The following is a 20,425-nucleotide window of genomic DNA, read 5'->3' on the forward strand; positions in this document are numbered from 1 at the left end:
ACTATGGGAAAATATGATTTTACGACTTTGCCCAATCGTTTTGGACATCATACCTATAAATGGAAAGAAGCAGAGACTGATCGTCAAGTATTGCCTGCCTGGATTGCTGATATGGACTTTGAAGTCTTACCTGAGATCCGTCAGACAGTTCATGATTATGCAGAGCAATTAGTCTATGGCTATACCTATGCTAGTGATGGATTGATTGAAGCAGTTCAAGACTGGGAAGAAAACCAACATGGTTACACTTTCGATAAGGAGGCTCTAGTCTTTATCGAGGGAGTGGTACCAGCCATTTCAATAGCCATTCAAGCCTATACCAAAGAAGGTGAAGCTGTTCTGATTAACACACCGGTATATCCGCCTTTTGCCCGGAGTATTAAGCTCAATAATCGAAAATTAATCACCAACTCTCTCCTTGTGAAGGATGGCCTTTTTGAGATTGACTTTGAGCAATTGGAGAAAGACTTGGTGGAGAATGGTGTCAAACTCTATCTACTTTGCAATCCCCACAATCCTGGTGGACGTGTTTGGGAAAAAGAAGTACTGGAGAAAATCGGACAGCTTTGCCAAAAACATGGAGTTTTGCTGGTAGCAGATGAAATTCATCAAGATTTAACTCTTTTTGGTCACAAGCACCATCCTTTCAATACTATTAATCCAGATTTTAAAGATTTCTCTATAATTCTAAGTAGCGCTACTAAGACCTTCAACATTGCTGGGACTAAAAATTCCTATGCCGTTATTGAGAATCCCAAGTTGAGACTTGCTTTCCAAAAACGCCAACTTGCTAATAACCATCATGAAATATCAGGATTAGGTTATTTAGCGACAGAAACGGCTTATCGTTATGGTAAGGATTGGTTAGGAGAACTCAAAGAAGTCATTGAAAATCACATCAATTATGTAGTGGATTTATTTGAGAAGGAAACTAAAATCAAGGTCATGAAACCTCAGGGAACCTATCTAGTGTGGCTTGATTTTTCAGCTTATGGCTTGTCAGAAGAGGATTTACATGGACTATTGAAACAAGAGGCCAAGGTCATCTTAAACCGAGGTTTAGACTTTGGTGAGGAAGGAGCCCAGCATGCTCGTCTCAATGTGGCCATGCCAATATCGGTTTTAGAAGAAGTTTGTCAACGAATTGTAACCACTTTTGCTAAAGTTTAAAATCCAGCCTTTTAGGACTAAAGTATCCTAGAAGGCTATTTTCATGGGGAGAAATATGGTATAATAAAGAGATAAAGTAAAGGGGAAAATATGGCTAAATTGATTCCAGGGAAGATCCGTACTGAAGGAATACATCTCTATGAAACTGGAAAGGTTCAAATCATCAAAGAGAAAAATACTCGCCTGTTTGCTCGAGTAGATGAGGAAGAAATCCGCTATAGTTTAGACGATGATTTGGTTTTCTGTGGCTGTGACTTTTTTCAAAAAAGAGGTTATTGTGTTCACTTAGCGGCCTTGGAGCATTATCTTAAAAATGATGACAAGGGCCGTAAAATTTTTATCAATTTAGAGACTGGACAGGAAAAACAAGAAGAAGTTGAGACTCAAGTGTCTTTTGGGAAACAGTTCTTGGATATGCTCCAAACTCCTGATTTGCCTAAAATATATCAAATATCTGTAGATGGGCAGGTAGAAGCAGGGACCAATCGTATTATTTGGACTTTAAGAATTGGGACTTCTCCATTTGAAAAATATTATGTCATACGTGACATTCCTTTATTTTTAAAGGTTATAGAGAATCATAAAGGATATATGATTGGTAAAACATATGAAACTGCCATAGAACTTTGTCAGTTTGACAATAGTAGCCAAAATCTCTTGGTTTTTCTACAGGGATTAATAGAAGACCAATCAGACACTAGTCTTTTCTTCAAAAATCAAGGTCGCCATCTTTATTTTCCATTAACTTTTTTTGAACAAGGTATAAACCTGTTAATGGAATTAGATGATTTTCAGTTTGAGCATCAGATTACAGCTTATCATCATGTCGTGTTTCAAGATTTTGATGGAGAAGCAGGTTTTATCTCCTTTAACATTATGGAAAATCCAAATTATTATGAGATGGATATTACTGAAGAAAAGCGAAGTAATTCGTTTTATAGAGGGCAAGTTCTGTTTCATAAAGGTACTTTTTATCTTTTGTCAAAAGAGCAAGCTAGTTTATTTGATAAAATCATAAGGTTACCTATGAATAATCAGGGTAGAAAAGTGCTTCAGTTTGATAAAAGTGATCGAGATTTATTTGCTGCTCAATTAGTTCAGCTTCGCAAAATAGGAAAAGTAGTAGCTCCAGAGAGTCTCCAAATTAGAACTTTTCAACCGTTCTTTTACTTTGATAGAGAAGAAGATGGTTTAATTCGATTGGATATGACATTTGACTATAAATCTTGTCTTGTAACATCTCGTAAGGAACTTGAAACCCTCCCCTTTGCAAGTGATATTCAATTCGCACAAAAGATTTTTCAACTAGCTCTATCTTCTGGTTTTGAGGCGGAATTTCAATCTTGGCGTCAAGGTCTCAAGTCTGAAGCTATCTATACTTTCTTTCATAAAGTTATCCCTGACTTTCAATCGCTTGGAGAAGTTTCTATTTCTGAAAAATTACAAGAACTTTATAAAGTTCGAAAACCTCAGATTCATGTATCTTCACAAGGAAATCTATTAGATATTCATTTTGATTTTCAAGAAATTTCTAAAGAAGATATCGACTTGGCTATGAAAGCTTTGGCAAGTCATCAAGATTTTTACATTAACTCATCTAATGAAGTGTTCTTTTTTGATGAGGAGACGAAAAAGGTTCGTCAGGAAATAGAAGGCCTGGGTATCGATGAGATTGGAGATGGTTCATTTAGAGCACGCAAGTCTCTAGCTTATACCATCTCTCAGCTGTTTAAAAATCAAGAGCATATCTCTTTATCAGATGAGTTTCGAGGTTTAGCGCGTGATTTGAAACATCCAGAGGAATTTCCCATCCAAAAAATGGACATTAAAGCTCAATTAAGAGACTATCAGAAAAAGGGAGTTCAATGGCTTCAGATGCTCCATCACTATGGTTTTGGGGGGATTTTGGCAGATGATATGGGTTTAGGGAAGACCTTGCAGAGTATCGCCTTTATTAGTAGCCAAATTAAGAAAGATAGTAGAATCTTAATTTTAGCTCCATCTGGTCTAATTTATAATTGGGCTGATGAATTCAAAAAATTTGCACCAGATTTAGATTTGGTCGTTGTTCACGGACTTAAACCGAATCGAGAATCACTTTTGGCAGAAAAACATCAGATATATGTTACTAGTTATGCAACTTTCCGTCAGGATAGTGACATATACAAGCAGATGTCTTTTGATTTTCTATTTTTAGATGAAGCGCAAGTGATGAAGAACGCGCAAACTAAGATTGCTAAAACCTTAAGACAGTTTGTCGTACCCTCAATCATTGCTCTTTCAGGAACCCCAATTGAAAACCATCTTGGAGAACTGTGGTCCATTTTCCAAATCGTCTTGCCAGGATTACTACCAGCAAAAAATGATTTTATGAAATTATCCGCAGAGCAGGTATCTCAATTTATTAAGCCTTTTGTTATGCGACGTAAGAAGGAAGAGGTTCTATCAGAGTTACCTGACTTGATAGAAGCAGTCTATAAAAATGAACTTGAAGATCAACAAAAAGCCATATATCTAGCTCAATTACAACAAATGAAGGAACGCTTGGTCCAAGTAACTGAGACAGAATTTCAAAAAAACCGCGTAGATATTTTAACGGGTATTATGCGTCTACGTCAGATTTGTGATACACCAGCCTTGTTTATGGATGATTATGAAGGAGCAAGTGGCAAGCTAGATAGTTTGCGTGATCTGCTAATACAGATTTCCGAAAGTGGTCACAGGGTTTTAATTTTTTCTCAATTTAGAGGTATGTTGGATCTTATCGAGAAAGAGCTGCCTAGTTTAGGTTTATCATCTTTTAAAATAACAGGTTCTACACCTTCTAAGGAACGTCAAGAGATGACTAAGGAATTTAATCAAGGTGAGAAGGATGTCTTCTTAATTTCACTTAAAGCTGGAGGAGTAGGGCTTAATCTAACAGGAGCTGATACAGTCATATTAGTCGATTTATGGTGGAATCCTGCAGTCGAATCTCAGGCTATTGGTAGAGCACACAGAATGGGCCAAGAAAAGATTGTTGAGGTTTATAGATTGGTAACACGTGGCACTATCGAGGAGAAGATTCAGGAGCTACAAGAACAGAAAAAGAATCTAGTCTCAGAGGTCTTGGATGGAACTGAGTCACGTGCAAGTCTGACTCTTGATGAAATCAGGGAGATTTTGGGAATATCGTAAGACAAGACTTGAAAAATCAGGACTTTACGCTATAATGGAGTATTGAAAGGAAATAAAAATGAATCAAAAACGGTTTCCAATAATATCAGATGATGAGATCATGCTATCAGAGATGCCAGCCATGAACTTATATGATGAATCAGACTTTATTAGTAATATCAAGGGAGACTACCAAGACAAGAATTACTTAGAGTGGTCACCAATTATTAAGGATAAACCTTCGAATCAGCAACATAATAGGCAAGTTTCTGAAAAAACAGAAAAAAGCTATGCTGAATTGGCTCGCGAAGAAGCAAGAGCAGATTTGAAGAAAAAACGTTCAGCTAGTTATTTGACACAGGATATTACGCATGTAAGACGCCATAAAAGTTCTAAAATTGCTAAACCATCGAAGCAGCCTACGGCTCCTTTCCAAAAGGAGAATCCAGGAGAATATACAAAATACAGTAAAAAATTGACTCAAAGTCATTACATTTTGGCAGAGAATAGGGTTCAGATACAAAAGTCTTCTGTAGAGGATAATCTAGGACCAAAGAAAAACAATTTTGATTTCTTGAAGAAAAGCCAAATATATAACAAAAAAGAAAATCAAACTGAAAAAGAACGAAAAGTTGCTCAAGAACTTAACTTGACAAATATAACAGAATAATAAAGGGGAATAAGATGGCAAAAACCTATCATTTTATCGGAATCAAAGGATCAGGTATGAGTGCTTTAGCCTTGATGTTACACCAAATGGGACATAAGGTTCAAGGGTCTGATGTTGATAAATACTATTTTACACAACGTGGATTGGAGCAAGCAGGGATTACCATTTTCCCTTTTGATGAGAAGAATTTGCAGGGAGATATAGAAATTATCGCGGGAAATGCTTTTCGTCCTGATAATAATGTTGAAATCGCTTATGCTGATCAAAATGGCCTAAGTTATAAACGTTACCATGAGTTTCTTGGAAGCTTTATGCGTGACTTTGTCAGCATGGGGGTAGCCGGAGCTCATGGTAAAACTTCTACGACAGGAATCCTGTCACATGTTTTATCACATATCACAGATACAAGTTATTTGATTGGAGATGGTACAGGTCGTGGATCTGAAAATGCCAAGTACTTTGTCTTTGAATCTGATGAATATGAGCGTCACTTCATGCCTTATCATCCAGAATACTCTATCATTACCAATATCGATTTTGATCACCCAGACTACTTTACTAGCCTAGAAGATGTATTCAATGCCTTTAATGATTATGCAAAACAAATTACTAAAGGCTTGTTTGTCTACGGTGAAGATGAAGAGTTACGTAAGATTACTGCCAATGCTCCGATTTATTACTATGGTTTTGAAGAGAAAAACAATGACTTTGTAGCAAGTGATTTACTTCGTTCAACGACGGGTTCTACTTTTACAGTCAATTTCCGTGGAGAAAATCTTGGTCAATTCCACATTCCAACTTTTGGTCGCCACAACATCATGAATGCTACAGCAGTGATCGGTTTACTTTACACAGCTGGATTTGATTTGGATTTGGTACGTGAGCATTTGAATACCTTTGGTGGGGTTAAGCGTCGTTTCACAGAGAAGGTTGTTAATGACACAGTAATTATTGATGACTTTGCCCACCATCCAACTGAAATTATTGCGACTTTGGATGCTGCTCGCCAGAAATATCCAAGCAAGGAAATCGTTGCTATTTTCCAACCGCATACTTTTACTCGTACAATTGCTTTGTTGGATGATTTTGCACAGGCCTTGAATCAGGCTGATGCAGTTTACTTAGCACAAATCTATGGGTCAGCTCGCGAAGTGGACCATGGTGATGTTAAGGTTGAGGATTTAGCAGCTAAGATTGATAAAAAACATCAAGTTATCACTGTTGAAAATGTGTCTCCACTCCTTGACCATGACAATGCTGTTTATGTCTTCATGGGAGCTGGTGATATTCAAACTTATGAATACTCATTTGAACGTCTCTTGTCTAATTTAACAAGCAATGTTCAATAAGGAACAACTATGGAATTTCCAATATCAATTCGGGAGGCTCAAGCATCTGATTTGGATCAAATCTACTTGATTATAGAAAAGAATGCTGACTCCTGCAGAAATATTAGTAAAGAAATGATAGAAAAACGTATCCGCAATCATGCGGGTACGTTTCTCTTAGCTAGCCTTGAGGAGCAGGTGATTGGTTTTATTATAGGAGCTGATTTAACTGAAACAAGTTCGAAGGATTCAGCTTTTGATATAGACTTTATTCATTCTATTAGTAGAGTGCCTATAATCATTTTAAGTTTGATGATTCATCCTGATTATCAAGGGCAAGGATTTGGGACACTTTTACTAGCAGCTATGAAAGAGAGTAGTCGTTTAACCAATAAATCCGGACTTTATCTTCCCTGTCCTGATGAAATGCTGTCTTATTTTGAGATGAATGCATTTATCGAACATGGCTTTGCTGAATCGGAAAACAGCAGTGATCCTTATTTTCATATGCATTGGGATAATCCGTATTATCAGGAGGAAATATGATAATCAGAAAAGCAAGACTTGCGGATCTTGATCGTATTCAAGAAATTGAGTTGGAAAACTTCTCTGTGGAAGAAGCGATTCCACGTACTGTTTTTGAAGCACATTTAAGAGAAATAAAGACAAGCTTTTTGGTTGCTGAAAAAGACGGCCATATTTTAGGCTATATTGAGGGACCTGTAGTGCCACATAGATATTTGCAAGATAAATCTTTTACAGAAGAAATTGAAGACCACAGTCAACATTCTGGTGGCTACATTTCAATTACTTGTCTGTCAATTGCTAAGGAAGCTCAATCTCTAGGTCTTGGCCAAAAATTATTGACAGCTTTAAAGAAAGTTGCTCTGGAGCACGAGCGCCAAGGTATCAATCTGACTTGCCATGATTATCTTATCAACTACTACGAAAAGCATGGATTTGTCAATGAAGGAAAATCTGAATCCAAGTTTGCAGGAGAAGAATGGTATAATATGGTCTGGCAAAATGAAAAAAAGTTTTAGACAGCCAACTATAGTTGCTTTTATTTGGTTTTTAAGATATAATATTATGGATTATCAACAAGGAGGTAATACCTTTGAGCGAAAATTCAAGAGAAGAAGAAAAGCTAAGTTTTAAAGAGCAAATTTTGCGAGATTTAGAACGACTAAAAAAAGAAGATAGGATTTCAGAACCTACAAGTGACCTATTTGAAACGTTAACAAATACTTATACATCAGAACAAGAAAAACCGGAAAGTAAAACAGCAGAAGAAGAATTAATTGCTAATTCTGTGTCTGCAGTGGATCAATTGATTGCTAATGCACCAGGCGTTCCACCTCGTTCGTTTGCTACCGAAGAAGACTCAGTTGAGTCTGTTGAATATAATCAACCAGATGTTGTGAAAGAGGAAATTCATTCAACACCTACTAGAGTTGCGGTGTCATACCAAACTCAGCTTGATTCACAACTTGAAAATGAAGAAGAAACTTTTGCGTCTAATATTGACGAAGAAACTCTTGTGATTCCAGTTCAAGAAGATTCAAGCTCAGAGGAAGCAGATATTCCTAGACGCAGTCGTAGAGAATCTGTGAAACCAACTAAGAAAAAGAAGAAGTTTCGTTTTGTACGATTTTTAGTAACTTTACTTATTCTACTCGCTCTTCTTGGAGTAGGTGGTTTTTATGGATACCGCTATGCTGAATCAGCATTGCAACCTGTAGATCCATCTTCTAAGCAATTTGTAAAAGTTTATATTCCAAATGGGGCTAATAGTCAAGAAATTGGCTCAATACTTGAGAAATCAGGTTTGGTTAAACATGGTTTACTTTTTACAGCATATGTAAAATATAAAAATTATTCGGATTTAAAATCTGGTTATTATAATTTGCAGAAAAGCATGAGTACTGAAGATTTGATTAAAGCATTACAAGTAGGAGGAACTCCAGAGCCTCAAGAAGTGATCTTTGCAAATCTAACTATTCCTGAAGGCTACACACTTGAACAGATTTCGCATGCTGTCGGTCAACTACAAGGTGACTTTAAAGAACCTTTGACTGCTGAAGCTTTTATGGCTAAAATTCAAGATGAAAACTTTATTGCTCAAGAGGTTGCAAAATATCCAAAACTTCTTGAAAGCTTACCTGCAAAAGATAGTGGTGTTCGTTATCGTTTAGAAGGTTATCTATTCCCAGCAACATATACAATTAAAGAGAGCACAACTATTGAAAGCTTGATTGATGAAATGCTTGCTACAATGGACAAAAACCTCTCTCCACATTATGCTACTATCAAGGAAAAGAACCTAACAGTAAATGAACTCTTGACTATTGCTTCACTTGTAGAGAAGGAAGGGGCAAAAACGGAAGATCGTAAGCTTATCGCTGGAGTCTTCTATAACCGTTTGAATCTCGGCATACCACTTCAAAGCAATATCGCTATTCTTTATGCAGAGGGTAAACTTGGTCAAAAAATCAGTCTTGCTGATGATGTAGCTATTGATACAGCTATTGACTCACCTTACAATGTTTATACGAATATTGGCCTAATGCCTGGTCCAGTTGATAGTCCAAGCTTGGATGCCATCGAATCAAGTATCAATCAAACTAAGAGTGATAATCTCTTCTTTGTTGCGAATGTTCAAGATGGGAAAGTCTACTTTGCAGCAACGAAAGAAGAACATGACAAAAACGTTGAAGAGCACATCAACAGTAAATTAAAACAATCAAATAATGCAAACTAAAATTATGTGGTTTTCCACATAATTTTGCTTTAACGAATAAAATATGATAGATAAGTAAAAGAAAGTTGAGAAAAATGGTAGAAAAAACATACCCAATGACGATTGAAGAAAAGGAAAAACTCGAAAAAGAATTAGAAGAGTTGAAACTTGTTCGTCGTCCAGAAGTTGTTGAACGTATTAAGATTGCACGTTCATATGGTGATTTGTCAGAGAACAGTGAGTACGAAGCAGCAAAAGATGAGCAAGCCTTTGTTGAAGGACAAATCTCTAGTTTGGAAACTAAAATCCGTTATGCTGAAATTGTCAACAGTGATGCTGTCGCTCAGGATGAGGTTGCTATTGGTCGAACTGTAACTATTCAAGAAATTGGCGAAGAAGATGAAGAAGTATACATTATCGTTGGTTCAGCTGGGGCAGATGCCTTTGCAGGTAAAGTTTCAAATGAAAGCCCAATTGGTCAAGCATTGATTGGTAAGAAAAAAGGTGATGTTGTTACGATCGAAACACCTGCTGGAAGCTATGATGTTAAAATCTTAAAGGTTGAAAAAACCGCTTAATGGGATAAAAAGAAGGAGTGGATTCAGGGAAAGCGTTTTCTATCACTCCTTTTCTTATTTTTAAAAACTTAAGGAGACTAGATGAATTCAGAAAAAAAGTACAAAAAGAAGAGTAAAATGGAGCGTGGCTTAACCAATCGCCATGTTCAGGTTATGGCTATTGCAGGAACGATTGGTACTGGATTATTTCTTGGGGCTGGTCGGTCTATCAGTTTAACTGGACCTTCGATTGTCTTGGTCTATATGATTACAGGTGGCTTCATGTATCTCATGATGCGTGCTATCGGGGAAATGTTGTACCAGGACCCAGAGCAACACACCTTTATTAATTTTATTACTCGCTATCTTGGAAAGGGCTGGGGATATTTCTCGGTTTGGTCTTATTGGTTATCAGTAGTCTTTATTGGTATGGCTGAGATTACAGCAATCGCTCACTATGTTCAGTTTTGGTTTCCGTCCTGGCCATCTTGGTTGATTCAGGTTGTCTTTTTAACAATTTTAGGATTGGTTAATCTGATTGCAGTTAAAATATTTGGTGAAGTGGAATTTTGGTTTGCCATGATTAAAATCGTTGCTATTCTTGCCATGATTGCGACGGGCATTTTTATGGTCTTGACTGGCTTTGAAACTCCTTATGGATCAGCAAGTCTCACTAATATTAGTGAGCAATTCTCCCTTTTCCCAAATGGAGGAATGAACTTTGTCATGGCCTTTCAAATGGTTTTCTTTGCTTACTTGATGATTGAATTTATCGGTGTAACCACATCTGAAACTAAGGATCCTCGGAAAGTATTGCCTAAGGCTGTTAAGGAAATTCCTTTGCGAATTATCTTTTTCTACGGTGGAGCTCTCTTAGCCATCATGTCTATTATTCCTTGGCATGAGCTTTCTGCGACGGATTCACCATTTGTAACGGTATTTGAACTTGTTGGTCTTAAGTGGGCGGCGGCCTTGATTAACTTTGTTGTCTTGACTTCAGCAGCGTCAGCCTTGAATTCAACTCTTTACTCAACAGGTCGTCACTTGTACCAAATTGCCCATGATTCACCAAATCGTTTCTTGAAAGCTATTAAGGCAGATACACTTTCACGCCACAACGTTCCTCAGAATGCTATCATTGCTTCTGCGGTATTGATTGGTTTTGCAGCCTTCATCAATGTACTTCCTGGCGTATCAGATGCCTTTGCTTTGATTACGGCTTCTTCATCAGGTGTTTATATCGCCATCTACATCTTGATCATGGTGGCCCATCTTAAGTATCGCAAGTCAAAAGACTTTATGGCAGATGGCTATCTCATGCCCCAATATCGCTTGCTAAATCCTCTGACTATGCTCTTCTTCATCTTTGTATTCGGAACTCTCTTTTTACAAGAATCAACTGTAATGGGAGCAAGAGGTTCAGCTATCTGGATTGTTGCTTTTGGTATTTATAGCCAATGGAAATTTAGAAAATAAGTTATAAGCTCATCAACTCAGGTTGATGAGTTTTCTAGTTTGACAGCTCTTGGTAATAAGACTATAATCAAGCTATAAGTGTTTTTAGGAGGTTTGTATGCAGGTAAGATTGGAAAATATAGAGTCTCAGAAATCGCAAATAATAGGAGATTTGATTCGCTCCTATAATCGTTCCAAAAGAGAAGTTGCTGAAAGTGAGCCACTAAACCTTTATGTCGAAGATGAACATGGTGAAATCATGGCTGGTTTAGTAGCAGAGACTTTCGGGAATTGGTTAGAAATTGAGTATTTGTTTGTGAAGGAGGACTTGCGAGGGCAAGGAATCGGCTCCCAACTATTGCAGCAGGCAGAAAGTGAAGCTAAAAAGAGAAACTGTCGCTTTGCTTTTGTGAATACTTATCAGTTTCAAGCGCCAGCCTTTTATCAAAAGCAGGGCTACAAGGAAGTCTTTACCTTAAAAGATTATCCCTACATTGGACAAAGGCACTATTATCAAAAAGATTTGTAAACATAGAACTCTCTATCATGTAAGTGGTAGAGTTTTTTTGTAAAAAAAATCTCACAAAATGACAGATATATATTGCATAATGTAAAATATATGATATAATAAAGTTGGAAAAAGAAGCGCGACTTTTAAAATTAAAGAGGAGGTAACAAGTGGTTAAGAATTTAAAATTAAAGTTAGCTCGAGTAGAGCTTGACATGACACAAGGTGATTTGGCAGAAGCTGTGGGTGTCACTAGGCAGACTATCGGCTTGATAGAAGCTGGAAAGTACAATCCTTCGCTTTCACTTTGCCAATCCATTTGCAGATGCTTAGGCAAAACTTTAGATCAATTATTTTGGGAGGAAGAAGATGAAAAATAGATTATTTTATTATCAATTACTTGATGAAAGAGAAGAACAACTGATGAATAAAGCAGGTGCAGAAACTTTTCACATTTCTATAGGATTATTATTCCTAACTTACTTAATTGCAGTATTTGCGCCAAGCCTTTTTAATCCGAGCATGATGCTCATCATTATCATTATTGGGACCTTTTACTTTTTCAACCGAGCTCGCAATCTCGGTGTGACCTACTATAGTCGGTTTCATTTTACGATTCAGGGATGTTTATTAGTGACACTACTCATCACAACTATTTTAATGCTACAAAACTATCAGTTCAATAAAGATATTTATCAGCATAATCCATTGAACTTCAAATACCTTTCTGCTTGGGGCTTTACCTATCTCTTTTATCTTCCTTGGGTCTTCATTGGAAATTTAGGCTTGAAAAGCTATGGTCAATGGGCCCAGAAAAAATATGAAGAAGATTTAGAACGGCTAGAAAGTGAGTAGACTTGAGTCAAACCTTATAAAATATGCTATAATGGTACTAATTTATAAAGAATCTGTTTCCTTTTTTAGAAACAGGAAAGAAGGACTCATATGTACAAAGATGATAGTTTAACTTTACACACGGATTTGTATCAGATTAACATGATGCAGGTCTACTTTGACCAAGGCATTCATAATAAGAAAGCTGTTTTTGAAGTTTATTTCCGCCAACAACCTTTTAATAACGGCTATGCTGTTTTTGCAGGGTTAGAGAGAATAGTAAAATACCTAGAAAACTTACGCTTCTCAGACAGTGATATTGATTATCTAGAATCACTTGGTTACCATGGTGCATTTTTAGACTATCTCCGTAATCTCAAATTGGAGTTGACGGTTCGTTCTGCTCAAGAAGGGGACTTAGTATTTGCTAATGAACCGATCGTTCAAGTGGAAGGACCTTTGGCGCAGTGTCAATTGGTTGAAACAGCCCTTTTGAATATCGTTAACTTTCAAACTTTGATAGCGACTAAGGCAGCACGCATTCGTTCTGTCATTGATGATGAACCTTTGATGGAGTTCGGAACACGTCGTGCGCAAGAAATGGATGCGGCTATCTGGGGAACACGTGCGGCTGTAATTGGTGGTGCTAATGGAACTAGTAATGTCCGTGCAGGGAAACTCTTTGGCATCCCTGTTTTAGGAACACATGCCCATTCCTTGGTACAGGTCTATGGGAATGACTATCAGGCTTTCAAAGCCTATGCATCGACCCACCGTGACTGTGTCTTTCTTGTCGACACTTATGATACCCTTCGTATCGGTGTACCTGCAGCTATTCAGGTTGCTCGTGAACTGGGAGATAAGATTAACTTTAAAGGTGTACGTATTGATTCAGGGGATATTGCCTACATTTCTAAGAAAGTTCGACATCAGTTGGATGAAGCTGGTTTCCCAGATGCCAAAATTTATGCATCCAATGACCTAGATGAAAATACTATCCTTAATCTTAAAATGCAAAAAGCTAAGATTGATGTTTGGGGTGTAGGGACTAAACTTATCACTGCCTATGACCAACCTGCTCTTGGTGCAGTTTATAAAATTGTGGCTATTGAAGATGAAAATGGTCAGATGTGCAACACCATCAAACTCTCTAGCAATGCTGAAAAAGTTTCAACTCCAGGTAAGAAACAAGTTTGGCGCATTACCAGTCGTGAAAAAGGAAAATCTGAAGGTGATTATATTACCTATGACGGTGTTGATGTGTCAAGTATGACTGAACTCAAGATGTTCCATCCAACCTATACTTACATTAAGAAAACTGTCCGCAATTTTGATGCAGTTCCTCTCTTGGTGGATATTTTCAAGAATGGAAAACTAATCTATGATTTACCGAGTCTACCTGAAATTCAAGCTTATGCTCGCAAGGAATTTGATAAGCTCTGGGATGAATACAAACGTGTTCTTAACCCACAACATTATCCAGTAGACTTAGCGCATGATATTTGGCAAGATAAGATGGACTTGATTGACAAGATGCGTAAGGCAGCTCTAGGTGAAGGAGAAGAAGAATGAGTTTGCAAGAGACCATTATCCAGCAATTAGGGGTTAAACCTGTCATTGATCCGCAAGAAGAAATCCGTCGTTCCATTGACTTTCTAAAAAGATATTTGAAGAAACATCCCTTCCTTAAAAGTTTTGTATTAGGAATTTCTGGTGGTCAAGACTCGACTTTAGCTGGTCGCCTTGCCCAACTAGCTATGGAAGAAATGCGAGCTGAAACGGGTGATGGTTCTTATAAATTTATAGCGGTTCGTCTACCTTATGGTATTCAAGCTGATGAGGATGATGCCCAAAAAGCCCTTGCTTTTATCCAGCCAGATGTGAGTTTGGTGATCAATATCAAGGATTCTGTAGATGCTATGGCTGCATCTGTTGAAGCTACTGGTAGTCCAATGTCAGACTTTAATAAAGGGAATATCAAGGCTAGAAGCCGGATGATTGCCCAATATGCGCTCGCTGGAGCTCATAGTGGTGCTGTTATCGGGACAGACCATGCTGCGGAAAATATCACAGGCTTTTTTACCAAGTTCGGTGACGGCGGTTCAGATATTCTTCCTCTCTATCGCCTCAATAAACGTCAAGGAAAACAACTATTGAAGGTGCTTGGAGCTGATCCTTCTCTCTATGAAAAAGTACCGATTGCCGATCTAGAAGAAGAGAAACCTGGCTTGGCAGATGAAGTTGCACTCGGTATAACCTACGAAGAGATTGATGACTACCTGGAAGGAAAACAAATCAGCCAAGAAGCACAAGCAACCATTGAAAAATGGTGGTACAAAGGCCAACACAAACGCCACCTACCAATCACAGTGTTTGATACGTTTTGGGAGTAAAAAGATCCGGGGGACCTTTTTACCTTCTTGCCTAGAAATGAGAAAGCGAAGAAGGTCCAGTGGACCTTTTTAGCTTAGGCATTCAAATAGAAAGCGAATTTGTATTATGAAATCCATAGGTACAAAGACATTACATACTGAACGGTTGATATTGCGACGCTTTTGTGAAACTGATGCTCAAGCCATGTTTGAGAATTGGGCTTCTCGTCTAGATAATCTAACCTATGTTACTTGGGATCCACACCAGAATGTCGAACAGACTCGAAACTCTATTGGCAATTGGGTAGCATCCTATGACAATCCTAACTATTACAAATGGGCCATTTGTCTCAAAGAAAATCCAGACTATGTCATTGGAGATATTAGTCTGGTCAGTGTGGATGAAGAAAACTCTAGCTGTGAGATCGGATATATCTTAGGGATGGACTATTGGGAACGAGGGATCATGACAGAAGCATTGAAGGCTGTTTTATCATACTGTTTGGATGAGATTAGATTTAAAGAGGTTAATGCTTGCTATGCAAGCTTAAATCCCGCCTCTGGTCGTGTGATGGAAAAGGCGGGTATGACTTTTTGGAAGACAATTCCAAATGCAGTTGAACGAAAAGGTTATATCGCTGATAAAATTTATTATCAAATCAAAAAATAAGATGGAAAAGAATAACTTTTCCATCTTATTTTTTATAATATACTTTTTAATCAAAATAAAGCAAGTCTTTGCTGGTACTTGTAAAGAGGTCGAAGCCATCCTTCGTAACAACACCGCAGTCCTCGATGCGGACACCGACTTTGCCAGGGATGTAGATACCAGGTTCAACTGAGAAGCACATGCCTTCTTCGATAACCATGTCGTTTCCTTCCATGATAGATGGGAATTCGTGGACATCCATACCGATACCATGACCGAGACGGTGGTTAAAGTATTCACCGAAGCCAGCTTTTTCGATCACTTCACGAGCTGCGCGGTCTACTTCATGAGCTGTCACACCAGGTTTGATAAAGTCAAGGGCAGCTTGTTGAGCTTCTAGAGTCAAGTTGTAAATATCTTTCTTGAATTGGTCAGGTTTACCAACAGCGACTGTACGAGTCATATCTGATGCATAACCATTGACCATCACACCGAGGTCAAAGAGGAGAAGAGCATTGTTTTCAACCTTGTTAGCTCCAGGGATACCATGCGGATTCGCAGCATTATCACCAGTCAAGACCATGGTATCAAAGCTCATTTCGTAGCCTTCACGTTTCATAGCAAAATCGATTTGCGCAATGATATCAGTTTCCGTATTATCAAGAGAGATATTGTCAAAACCAACTTTAACAGACTTGTCGGCGTAAATACCCGCTACCATCATCTTTTGCACTTCGTCTGCAGATTTGATCAAGCGCATGCGTTGGATCAATGGAGTTAAGTTGTCAAACTCAGCACTTTCAAAGACAGTTTTCAAACCGTGGTATTTGGTCAAGATGAGATTGTCAAACTCAACTGCTACACGTTTGAAGTCAAACTGTGGCAAGGCATTTTGAATTTTCTTCCAAGGGTTTTCAGAGTCCACATAGCCAACTACTGGGAATGATACGGTGCTAGTAGCACGCTCAACCTCAAGTGCTGGGACGAAGAGAAGCGGTTCCTGATCTGCAAGGACAAAAAGGAACATTTGACGTTCGTGTGGATCACTGTAAAAGCCAGTGAGGTAATTAATTGTGACGGGGTCAGATACGACAGCGACGTCTAGCTTTTCTGATTCAAGATAAGTTAAGATTTGTTGTAATTTAGACATATGCTACCTTCTTTCTACCCCTCTATTTTTGCAAAAATTAGTAGAAAATGCAAGGAAGAAGGAGAAAAGAACCAAAAAAAATTCCAACAGCTAATAGCATGTTGGAATCTAAATATTAATTGAAGTCTGCCTTGCTTTTAACATCGCTGTATTCTTCAGCAACTTCTTGGCTAAGGATATCCTCATAAGCTGGAAGGTCGATGTCCTGACCATATTTTTTCTTAAGAGCAGTAGTGACCAAGCGATAGGCTAGATTGGCATTACGAGAAAGGATTGGCCCGTGGAAATAAGAACCGAAAACATTTTTATAGTGAACACCTTCACCGACCTTTTCTTCGTTGTTGCCATTTCCATAGACAACCTGCCCCAATGGTTTTTGGTCATCTGAGAGGAAGGTGCGGCCTTGGTGATTTTCAAAACCATAGTAGGTTTCATCGAATTCTTCGTTATGAATTTTAATGTCACCAATAAAGCGGTTATTGGTTTGGTTGAGTGTATAGTGTCCCATGACACCTAGACCTTCGATGCGTCTTCCAGAAGCTTCAATATAGTATTGGCCTAATAGTTGGAAGCCACCACAGATAGCTAGAACGACACCATCATTTTGGATAAAGTTGTCAATACTATCTTTTTTATCGGGTAGATCACCAGCAATGATGCTTTGTTCAAAGTCTTGACCACCACCAAAGAAGGCAATATCATAGTAGTTCTCATCAAAATCATCATGGAGAGAAACGATGTCAACTGTAACATGGGCACCAAGCTTTTCAGCTACATACTTGAGCATGAGGATATTTCCATTATCTCCGTATGTATTCATAAGATTTCCATAGAGATGGGCTATATTTAGTTGGTATGGATAGTTGCCGTCTGTTGATGAAAGTGAAGTATAAACCATTAGTTCATCTCCTTTCTAACAATCTGACGATTAGCTAGTAATTCTCGAAATTCAAGCATAGCTGTATATGTCGCAAGGATATAAGCATGCTTGCAGTCTTGATTTTCAATCGTTTTAAGAACTTGTTCCAAGCTGCTTGTTTCAGTGATTTTATCAGCTGGATAGCCAGTAACACGAAGACGACGAGCGATTTCAGAATGGCGAACTCCTCCAGCGTTGATTTCTGGAATGTCCATATCAGTAATTTGTTCAAAGTCAGCATCCCAAATCCAACTGGTATCAATACCATCTGCATAGAACGCATTTAGAAGAACTGATAAACTAAACGGATATGGAGCCAGTTTAATCATCTCAATCGCTTGAGTAGCTCCTACAGGATTCTTGATAAGGACGAGTGTGCATTCCTTATCTCCGATTTGGAAAGTTTCTTGTCGTCCAAAGACAGCACGGCTCTTATCAAATCCTTGCTTGATAAGTTGTGGCTGAGCTCCAAGGAAGCGAGCAATAGCAACAGCGGCAAGGGCATTGTAGATATTGTAGAGTCCACCGATTTGAATACCGTATTCTTGGTCATCGATAACAAAGCGAGAGCGATTGTTGGTTAATTCAACCAGTTCTGTCACTCGATAGTTTAAATCAGGGCGTTTACATCCACAATTCTCGCAGATATAAGCTCCTAAGTTAGCATAAGTATTAAGTTCATACTTGAGAATGCTGTGGCAATTAGGACATAGGATACCTTCGGTATTGTAGTGTGCTAACTGAGCTGGCCCTTTTTCTAAGTCAAAGCCAAAATATTGAATAGGATTAGGAATAGCTGGCTTGTAGAAAAGTGGACTATCTCCATTAAGAAGAACCGTAGCAGTAGGAACCTTTCGGATAGCATCCAAAATCATCTTATAAGTTGTGTAAATCTCACCATAGCGGTCCATCTGGTCACGGAAAATATTAGTGATAACAAAGAGACTAGGTTGGATGTAGTCACAGATACGCGAGAGGCTGGCTTCGTCGATTTCTAGGACGGCTATATTTTTACCTGATTTAGAAGATTTTGCATTCAAAAAAGTAGTGGTGATTCCTGAAATCATGTTGGCGCCACTTGGATTGGTTAATACTTGGCCATAGACTTCTTTTAAAATCCCGACAGTAAGGGCTGTTGTCAAGGTTTTACCATTCGTACCAGTTACCACGACAATCTCATAGTTTTTTGCTAGATGCTGTAAAATATCTTTATCAAATTGAAGGGCAAGTTTTCCTGGGAGTGTACTTCCACGTCCAAGACGACTTAAAATAAAGTGAGAAGAACGTCCAACTAGGAGCCCAAAAGTAGTTTCAAGTTTCATGTTTCTATTATATCATAAAAGATGGAAAAGATAGATTTGAGATTTTGGATAAGAAAAAAACAACCCTAGGAGGGTTGTTTTTTTATAAGTATATCTTAGGTTAAATCGCAAATAAGTCATTCAAATTCTCAGCCAAGGTTGGGTGAGTGAAGATTTGTTTTGTGAAGTAAGTGTATGGGATTTTGTTGTCCATAGCTACAGTAATGATGTTGATGATTTCTTGAGATCCTTCTGAGAAGATAGTTGCACCTAGAATTTCTTTGGTTTCAGTGTTGACAACTGCTTTGAAGGCACCACGAAGGTCACCATTTACATGACCACGAGGCATAGCAGCAACAGGGATTTCCTTAACAGCGTATGAAAGTTTCAAATCAGCTGCTTGGCTTTCGGTCAAACCAACTTGTGAAAGTGCTGGTGTAATGAACATGGTGTTTGGAACATTGAGACGGTCTTCAAGTGTGTAGCTGCCATCACCAGCAAGGTAGCTGTAAACAACACGGAAGTCATCTAGTGAAATGTAGGTAAATTGAAGTCCACCGTTGACATCTCCAACTGCAAAGACTCCAGGAACGTTTGTTTGACAATGTTTGTCCACCTTGATAGCACCACGTTCAGTTAGTTCAATATCCGTATTTTCAAGATGAAGTGGCTCTACATTTGGTTTACGTCCTGTTGCGTAGAGAAGGGCATCGAAACGGTAGGTTTCATTCTCTGTCACGACAAGAACTTGGTCACCATCGTTTTTGATTTCAGTAGTATGGATATTTTGAAGCAGTTCAATGCCGTCTTCTTCCATGTATTGTTTAGCAAGAGCAGCAATAGAAGGTTCTGCGCGAGGTAGGAAAGTATCTAGAGCATCTAGGACTGTTACCTTGCTTCCAAGTTTATTGTAGAGACCAGCAAACTCAAGACCGATATTTCCACCACCAAGAATTCCGAGTTTTTCTGGTAATTGTTCCAAGTTTTGGATACCAGTTGAATCAAAGACATTCTTGCTAGTAGCTAGGCCTGGAATAGGTAGAACATTTGATACAGCACCAGTGTTGATGACGATTGTTTCAGCAGTTAGTTCTTTTTTTTCATCACCAGCTTGAATTTCGATGACTTTATTAGAAACAAAGTGGGCTTCAGCATCAATGATATCAACTCCAGTACCAGCGATAGTAGCATAGTTTTTACCGTTGAGGCGACTAGTGATAGTATTTTTGTTAGCAATGACTTCTTCAAAAGACAAGTCTTTCTCAGCAGCGACTAGCAAGGTTTTAGTTGGAATACAACCGATGTTGATACAAGTTCCACCGTACATAGCCTTGTTGCGCTCGATAAGAGCTACTTTTTTTCCAGCACTAGCCAGTTTGGCAGCAAGAGTTTTACCTGCCTTACCAAATCCAATGACAATTAAATCGTATGTTAACATTTTTAAATCCTCCTGTTTGATTTCATTCTAGCACAAGAAAAAAATTTTTTCACAATTCTGCTACGCTAAAATAAAGGGATTACATTTTTTTGAAAAAAAAATCGACGATGATTTTTAAGTACTTTTCAGTGAGGATAAGAAGAGTTTGGTTAAAAAATCGTTTACATGATTTAATCAG

The 20,425-nt window shown here is 38.2% G+C and carries 19 protein-coding genes; 15 read left to right on the forward strand and 4 right to left on the reverse strand.

Annotation, left to right across the window (positions count from 1 at the left end):
- Positions 1–3: 3 nt before the first annotated feature.
- The 15 genes from BQ2679_RS05035 (at position 4) to BQ2679_RS05105 (ending at position 15,460) form a co-directional block, all read left to right on the forward strand.
- On the forward strand, positions 4–1,170 hold the full coding sequence (locus BQ2679_RS05035; protein ID WP_075566904.1) for a MalY/PatB family protein: 1,167 nt from the start codon (positions 4–6) through the stop codon (positions 1,168–1,170).
- A 90-nt stretch (positions 1,171–1,260) separates the two neighbouring features.
- Positions 1,261–4,347 (forward strand): pilus expression-regulating Snf2 family helicase, encoded by a 3,087-nt coding sequence (locus tag BQ2679_RS05040; RefSeq protein ID WP_075566906.1) that lies wholly within the window; start codon positions 1,261–1,263, stop codon positions 4,345–4,347.
- 58 nt (positions 4,348–4,405) lie between these two features.
- Positions 4,406–4,996 carry a divisome accessory protein ZapJ gene (zapJ, locus tag BQ2679_RS05045; protein WP_075566918.1) on the forward strand — a complete coding sequence of 197 codons (591 nt, stop codon included), beginning with the start codon at positions 4,406–4,408 and terminating at the stop codon, positions 4,994–4,996.
- Positions 4,997–5,010: 14 nt separating this feature from the next.
- Positions 5,011–6,345 carry a UDP-N-acetylmuramate--L-alanine ligase gene (gene murC / locus BQ2679_RS05050; RefSeq protein WP_075566920.1) on the forward strand — a complete coding sequence of 445 codons (1,335 nt, stop codon included), beginning with the start codon at positions 5,011–5,013 and terminating at the stop codon, positions 6,343–6,345.
- Positions 6,346–6,354: 9 nt separating this feature from the next.
- Complete coding sequence (locus BQ2679_RS05055) at positions 6,355–6,870, forward strand: GNAT family N-acetyltransferase (RefSeq protein ID WP_075566922.1); 516 nt, start codon at positions 6,355–6,357, stop codon at positions 6,868–6,870.
- Complete coding sequence (locus BQ2679_RS05060; protein WP_075566924.1) at positions 6,867–7,367, forward strand: GNAT family N-acetyltransferase; 501 nt, start codon at positions 6,867–6,869, stop codon at positions 7,365–7,367. The genes BQ2679_RS05055 and BQ2679_RS05060 overlap by 4 nt, the downstream gene beginning before the upstream one ends.
- A 74-nt stretch (positions 7,368–7,441) precedes the next feature.
- Positions 7,442–9,085 (forward strand): endolytic transglycosylase MltG, encoded by a 1,644-nt coding sequence (gene mltG / locus BQ2679_RS05065; protein ID WP_075566927.1) that lies wholly within the window; start codon positions 7,442–7,444, stop codon positions 9,083–9,085.
- 74 nt (positions 9,086–9,159) lie between these two features.
- On the forward strand, positions 9,160–9,642 hold the full coding sequence (greA, locus tag BQ2679_RS05070) for a transcription elongation factor GreA (protein WP_075566929.1): 483 nt from the start codon (positions 9,160–9,162) through the stop codon (positions 9,640–9,642).
- A gap of 81 nt (positions 9,643–9,723) precedes the next feature.
- Positions 9,724–11,097 (forward strand): amino acid permease, encoded by a 1,374-nt coding sequence (locus BQ2679_RS05075; RefSeq protein WP_075566942.1) that lies wholly within the window; start codon positions 9,724–9,726, stop codon positions 11,095–11,097.
- Positions 11,098–11,194: 97 nt separating this feature from the next.
- Positions 11,195–11,605 (forward strand): GNAT family N-acetyltransferase, encoded by a 411-nt coding sequence (locus tag BQ2679_RS05080; RefSeq protein ID WP_075566944.1) that lies wholly within the window; start codon positions 11,195–11,197, stop codon positions 11,603–11,605.
- A gap of 149 nt (positions 11,606–11,754) precedes the next feature.
- On the forward strand, positions 11,755–11,964 hold the full coding sequence (locus tag BQ2679_RS05085; protein WP_006151491.1) for a helix-turn-helix transcriptional regulator: 210 nt from the start codon (positions 11,755–11,757) through the stop codon (positions 11,962–11,964).
- Positions 11,954–12,439, forward strand: a complete 486-nt coding sequence (locus BQ2679_RS05090) for a DUF6773 family protein (RefSeq protein WP_075566946.1) — start codon at positions 11,954–11,956, stop codon at positions 12,437–12,439. Before BQ2679_RS05085 ends, BQ2679_RS05090 begins: the two co-directional genes overlap by 11 nt.
- Positions 12,440–12,529: 90 nt before the next feature.
- The gene (locus tag BQ2679_RS05095; RefSeq protein ID WP_075566958.1) at positions 12,530–13,990 is read left to right on the forward strand and encodes a nicotinate phosphoribosyltransferase; all 1,461 of its coding nucleotides are present in this window, start codon (positions 12,530–12,532) and stop codon (positions 13,988–13,990) included.
- Positions 13,987–14,811: an ammonia-dependent NAD(+) synthetase gene (gene nadE, locus BQ2679_RS05100; RefSeq protein WP_075566960.1), complete on the forward strand. Its 825-nt coding sequence runs from the start codon at positions 13,987–13,989 to the stop codon at positions 14,809–14,811. The genes BQ2679_RS05095 and nadE overlap by 4 nt, the downstream gene beginning before the upstream one ends.
- Positions 14,812–14,917: 106 nt before the next feature.
- Positions 14,918–15,460 carry a GNAT family N-acetyltransferase gene (locus BQ2679_RS05105; protein WP_075566963.1) on the forward strand — a complete coding sequence of 181 codons (543 nt, stop codon included), beginning with the start codon at positions 14,918–14,920 and terminating at the stop codon, positions 15,458–15,460.
- 46 nt (positions 15,461–15,506) lie between these two features.
- On the opposite strand, the gene BQ2679_RS05110 is transcribed toward BQ2679_RS05105, so the two are convergent.
- From BQ2679_RS05110 to BQ2679_RS05125, 4 genes are all read right to left on the reverse strand, one after another.
- On the reverse strand, positions 15,507–16,589 hold the full coding sequence (locus tag BQ2679_RS05110; RefSeq protein ID WP_075566968.1) for a M24 family metallopeptidase: 1,083 nt from the start codon (positions 16,587–16,589) through the stop codon (positions 15,507–15,509).
- 115 nt (positions 16,590–16,704) lie between these two features.
- Complete coding sequence (gene gatD, locus BQ2679_RS05115) at positions 16,705–17,487, reverse strand: lipid II isoglutaminyl synthase subunit GatD (RefSeq protein WP_075566970.1); 783 nt, start codon at positions 17,485–17,487, stop codon at positions 16,705–16,707.
- Positions 17,487–18,830, reverse strand: coding sequence for a lipid II isoglutaminyl synthase subunit MurT (gene murT / locus BQ2679_RS05120; protein WP_075566972.1), 1,344 nt, complete (start codon positions 18,828–18,830; stop codon positions 17,487–17,489). The genes gatD and murT overlap by 1 nt, the downstream gene beginning before the upstream one ends.
- Positions 18,831–18,930: 100 nt before the next feature.
- Positions 18,931–20,247, reverse strand: coding sequence for an FAD-containing oxidoreductase (locus BQ2679_RS05125; protein WP_075566974.1), 1,317 nt, complete (start codon positions 20,245–20,247; stop codon positions 18,931–18,933).
- Positions 20,248–20,425: the final 178 nt, after the last annotated feature.

Origin of the sequence: Streptococcus timonensis (genome assembly GCF_900095845.1) — a bacterium.
Classification (GTDB): domain Bacteria; phylum Bacillota; class Bacilli; order Lactobacillales; family Streptococcaceae; genus Streptococcus; species Streptococcus timonensis.